This is a genomic window from Micromonospora sp. NPDC047753, from assembly GCF_040642735.1.
GTDB lineage: Bacteria > Actinomycetota > Actinomycetes > Mycobacteriales > Micromonosporaceae > Micromonospora.
In genome coordinates this window covers 1-5,174 of sequence record NZ_JBEYSL010000479.1, presented here as the reverse complement: position 1 = coordinate 5,174, position 5,174 = coordinate 1, and the positions used below count along the sequence as shown (strand labels likewise).

Here is a 5,174-nt window from a genome sequence, read left to right as displayed (position 1 = left end):
TCCATCCAGTCGGTCAACTACCCGGGCCACTACCTGCGCCACTACGGGTACGACTTCCGACTGGAGGCCAACGACGGCACCGCCACCTTCGCCGCCGACGCCACCTTCCGGCAGGTCGCGGGTCTAGCCAACTCCTCGTGGACGTCGTTCCAGTCCTACAGCCACCCGGACCGCTACCTCCGGCACTACGCCTACCTGCTGCGACTCGACCCGGTCCCCGACGCGCAGAGCCGGGCCGACGCCACCTTCCGCGTGACCAGCTGACGCTGGCCCCTGATCAAGGAGTCTCGACTGTGGTACTACATCGACGGGTGCTCTCCGCCCTGGTGGCCGCGTTGACGGCGATGGTTGGCGTGGTCGCCGTCGCGTCGACGCCGGCCACCGCCGCCACCAACCAGTTCCGCGGCATGAACTGGGCCGTGTTGGGTGACAACTTCAAGACCGTCCCCCTCGTCGTACAGGGCCTGAGCGCGTCCGACAGCAACGCGACGGTGCGGGCCAAGGCCAACGCGCTGTACGACGACATGGCGTCCACCATGGGAGTCAACACCGTCCGACTGCCCATCAACACCCACACGGTGGGGACGGCCTGGTGGGAGGCGTACCGAGGCGCGATCGACGCGGCCACCGCTCGCGGCTTCAAGGTCATCCTCGCCTACTGGGAGGACGGCGCCGCCTCCGGCGGCAGGATCACGAACCTTGCCGCGTGGAACGCGATGTGGTCCACCGTGACCAACACCTACGGCACGAACACCAACGTCTACTTCGAGCCGATGAACGAGCCGCACGGCTACAGCTCGGCGGAGTGGCGCGACGTCGCCGCAAACTGGCTCACCTACCACTACTCGGCGGTGCCCAGCCGGGTGCTGATCGGCGGCACCGGCTTCAGCCAGGACCTGCGCGACATCTGCAACGACAGCCGCTTCAACTCGACACTGCTGTCCTTCCACTACTACGCCTTCTTCTACGGCGCGATGACCTACGACGCCTTCCGCAGCCACATCCAGGCCCGCCTCGGCAACTGCGCCTCCCGCGCCGTAGCGACCGAGTTCGGCGCTCCCATGAACGACGGCCGCAACTATGCCGACGCGGGCAGCACCGACAACTTCGTGCGCTACATCCGCGCCATGGCCCAGGTCATGCGCGACAACCAGATGGGTGGCACCTACTGGCCCGCCCTCGGCGGCAAGACCGGCACCATCGGCTACGACTGGTACTCGATGTTCGCGCTGAGCGGCAGCGGCACCGACCTCAACCTGACGGTCCGCAACACCTCGGGCGCGGACCGGATCCGGTACGCGTGGGGCGACACCGTCGGCGATGGTCCGACAACGCCCCCACCATCGACGGGAACCTTCTACCGGATCGATGCGCGACACAGCGGCAAGGCCATGGACGTCCAGCAGCCGAACACCGCCAACGGCGCTCGTGTCGGCCAGTACACGTACGGCGGTGGTGCGTGGCAGCAGTGGCAGTTCCAGGACGCGGGCAGCGGGTACTGGCGCATCGTCAGCCGGCACAGCGGAAAGTGCCTCGACGTGGTGAGCGCGTCGACCGCCGACGGCGCCGAGCTTGTCCAGTACACCTGCGGCACCGGGGCCAACCAGCAGTTCCAGATGGTCACCAACGGCGCCTACTTCCAGCTCCGGGCACGACACAGCAACAAGTGCGTGGACGTGCCGGCTGCGGCGACCGCGGACGGAGTGGTCATCAAGCAGTATTCGTGCAACTCCGGCACCAACCAGCAGTGGTCCCGCACCGCCGTCTGACGGTCGTCCCGACGTAACGACTGATCAGCGGCGGCCCTCCCGAGCCGGGCAACGGCGGGTTGCATGTCGGCAACCCGTCGTTGTTCGGGCCGGGCGGGGCGGCTCCGTAGCGTCGCAGCAAACTTCCGGCTTCGGCGCCTACCACTGCCGGCAATGATCGCCGCCCGGCGGGGAGTGAGATGCGGATCCTCAGCGATCGGCTCTGCTCCGGCTCGCGGGTCGGTCCTGCAATTGACAGGCATGCTAATTTGATGTCCCGCGAAGCGGAGTCCACGGAAGCACCGGGACAACCAGCGCGGACCTCTGTTCCTACTTCGTAGCCCAGCGTGCCCTCATGCGCGCCCGGGAGGAGCTGTCGTGCCCAGAGAAGTAATCGCCTTCGTGCCCCAACACACCACCACCAAGTCGCGTGTCATGGCAATCGTCGACAAAGGCAACGGCAACGAGCTGGATGCCATCGCGACCGTCGATTGGCCACACCAGGCGGTCGCCATTTGCAACCTGTTGAACTCTCCAGACAAGGGGCAGGAGAACTTCTCCGGCCTCTGGCTCAGTCTTCCGGCAAGCGTCCGAGCCGGGCTTGACCAAGCAGCCCAACAGCGCGTCGACGTCACCGATGAACGGCAGTTCCTTGCCACCTGGTTCGTGAGCGAACTCGACGTCCCCAACCTGCCGAGGGATGGCAGCAAGATCGATTGGGCGGGGCTGTTTCCCGCCGCGCAGTGTCCCGCCGATGGGTGCGACTACTGCGACGGCTGTCCGTCGTATGCCGAACGCCGAGGTGATGACGCCGGCATCGGCCAGTGCGGTCCCGGCGGATCGTGCCGCTGCCTGATGGAGAGCTCGGACGACGACGAAGAAGTCTGCGTATGTCCCTCGTGGAGCGTCGGCCCTCGCTGGGCTGCTGCTCTCTACGAGTCGTTGTGCGGTATGGCGGAGGTCCTTGTTGATCAGGCGGATGGCCTCATGTGGGGGATCGAAGGTCCCGCGGTCGCGTTTCCGGCTTCGTTGATCGCGCAGCCGCCAGAATTCTTTGTTCGGCTCGCGCAGACCTGCGTCGACCTGTGTGACCTGCTGGCCAGGGGAGTGACGCCTGTGCCACACACCATCGCTGAGCTGCTGATGCTCGACGAGGCAGCGCGCTCTCACCTTGAGAGCCACACGACGAGCGCCGGCCTCGATGTCGACGCCATGAAGCAGGAGTTCGAACACCTTCCCGAGGGACACGGTGACTTCGAGTTGGACGCCCTGTGGATGTTCCAGTTCACCAACTCGGACTGGGAGAAGATCGCCGAGTCCGAGACGACGTACCAGCCGTACTCCATGGACCGCATCTTCGACCTGCTCCCGGAGGCTGCGGAGTGGCCCCGGAACGGCGAAGCCGGCGTAGCAGCCGGCGTAGCAAGGGTCTAGGTCCACCAGCCCAGCGCACCGTGCTGAGCCGGCGGTGACAACGTTTGCGCTGTCACCGCCGGCGGGGCCTATCCAGCGGCAGTTACGGCAGCGGACGGCCGAGGCGGGCACAGGTACGGGTTCCGTAGGTTCCGCCCTGGTAGGCGGGGAACTTCAGGGACGCGCGTGACTGCGGCCCGAACTGGCCGTCCGCGCTGATGCCCGCCTTGCTCTGAGCGAACTTCAGCGCGTTGAAGGTCAATTGGCCGAACGCCGCGTCATCGCTGAGCAGCACTTTGCCGGCGGGTGCGAGGTAGCAGTCGTTCAGGGCCCACTGGAGGGCCGCCGTGCCCGGTCCGCCGTCGCCCCAGACCAGCGAGCACGGCAGGACGCCGTACTTGCCGACCGGTGCGGCGACCTGATAACCGGCCTGGTTGCTGACGACGTCGTAGGACTCGCATTCCGGCTGACTGCGAGCGTGGGCAGGGCTGGCGGCGACGAGCGTGCCCGCGAGCACGGTCACGAGCAATGCGAGCAGTGCTGCCAAACGCTTCATCGAGTTCTCCTTCATCGCGGTGTCGTCCGATGCCCGGGACCCCCGTTGGGCTTTTCCCCGGGCAGTCGGACTCCTGGCAGGACATCCACCGCACGGCTCGTGTCCTGGAGTCAGGCTGGTTCGACGCGAGGTTGTCCAACAGGGCGGTGGCGCCGGACAAACAACGTCGGACAACCCTCAGGACGTTTGCGCAGCTCAGTCAGCGACTCGGCGGTGAGCCGCAGGAAGGGTCGTACCGCTCTGAGGGGATGTGCCTCGTCCACTCCTGCCGGGTCAGCTCACGGCCGGCCTTGGCGCAGATCTGAGCCCTGGCGGCGCGGACGTCGAACGACCAGCGGACGATTCGGCCGTCCTCGGCACCGGAGATGAGAGTTCCGGCCGCAGTGAAGGCGAGCCCGCGGACTCTCGCACCATGGCCGCTGAGGGTCGTAACCCGCTGCTGGGTGACGGTGTCCCAGATGATGATGGTCCGGTCGTCACCGGCGGACGCGATCCTGCGGCCGTCGCGACTGAAGGCAAGGACCTGGACGGGTGCGGTGTGGCCGTGCAGAACGGCGAGTGCGCTGCCGGCCGCGGCATCCCAGAGCTTGACGCTACGACTGTCGCCGGCGGTCGCGAGCAGAGCTCCGTCAGGGCTGACAGCGATGTCCTGCACTGTGCCCTGCTGGCTCTTCACTCGGCTGAGAAGTTTGCCGGTGGTGACGTCCCACGTGTTGACGAAGCCGCCCACGCTCGCGCCCAGGAGACGGCGGCCGTCCGGGGTGAAGGCCAGCGACGTGACGATCTGCGCCGGGAACCTGGCTGTGATGTCAGTCGGGTTGTTGATGTCCCCGACGTCCCAGATGAAGGGGCCGAGCGTGGCGGCTGCGACGAGACGGCCACCAGGATCGAAGGCAACGTCCGTGGACGCACCGACCCCCTTGGACACGATCGGTCGGGTGGCGTGCCGTCCACGTTGGAGATCCCAGATCGTCACGATGTTGTTGCGGGTCACGGCGGCGAGCCGGAGCCCGTCGGGGCTGAACGCGACGGCCTGGACCTCGTCTGGGTGCCCGCTGAGAACGGCCACCTGCTTACCGTCGGTGTCCCAGAGGCGGACGGTGCCGTCGCTGCCCGCCGAGGCGACACGTGTTCCGTCCGGGCTGATCTTCAGGTCTTTGACCTGTGCCGCGAAACCGCTGAACGGTGCGTCCTCCAGATTGTGGAGCACGATGGTTCCGTTGAAGCCGGCCGAGGCGAGCATCGCCCCGTCCCGGCTCAGTGCGACGGACACCGTTTCGGTGCGGCCGCGGTCCTGAAAGGTCTGCAGGGACTCGCGGCGTCGCACATCCCAGATAGTGATCGCGCCGTTCTCGTCGGCCACGGCGAGCCTGTTGTCGGTGGGCGCGGAGATGGTCCATGCGTAGCGGCCGGCAAGCGGTAACGGCGGAAGGCGGACCGGCTGGCCGGTGGCAAGG

The 5,174-nt window shown here is 67.0% G+C and carries 5 protein-coding genes; 3 read left to right on the top strand and 2 right to left on the bottom strand.

From position 1 onward, the window contains the following. From ABZ749_RS28930 to ABZ749_RS28920, 3 genes are all read left to right on the top strand, one after another. Positions 1-264, top strand: a 264-nt coding sequence (locus ABZ749_RS28930) for an AbfB domain-containing protein (RefSeq protein ID WP_357233338.1), incomplete at its 5' end; no start/stop codon positions are given. A 29-nt stretch (positions 265-293) separates the two neighbouring features. Next, positions 294-1,769 (top strand): RICIN domain-containing protein, encoded by a 1,476-nt coding sequence (locus tag ABZ749_RS28925; protein WP_357233336.1) that lies wholly within the window; start codon positions 294-296, stop codon positions 1,767-1,769. Between the two features lie 357 nt (positions 1,770-2,126). Then, positions 2,127-3,182: a hypothetical protein gene (locus tag ABZ749_RS28920; RefSeq protein WP_357233334.1), complete on the top strand. Its 1,056-nt coding sequence runs from the start codon at positions 2,127-2,129 to the stop codon at positions 3,180-3,182. Between the two features lie 82 nt (positions 3,183-3,264). Here ABZ749_RS28920 and ABZ749_RS28915 read toward each other — a convergent pair whose 3' ends face one another. Next, positions 3,265-3,732: a peptidoglycan-binding domain-containing protein gene (locus tag ABZ749_RS28915; RefSeq protein ID WP_357233332.1), complete on the bottom strand. Its 468-nt coding sequence runs from the start codon at positions 3,730-3,732 to the stop codon at positions 3,265-3,267. 184 nt (positions 3,733-3,916) lie between these two features. Beyond that, the coding region (locus ABZ749_RS28910) for a WD40 repeat domain-containing protein (protein ID WP_357233330.1) at positions 3,917-5,174 on the bottom strand (1,258 nt) is incomplete at its 5' end.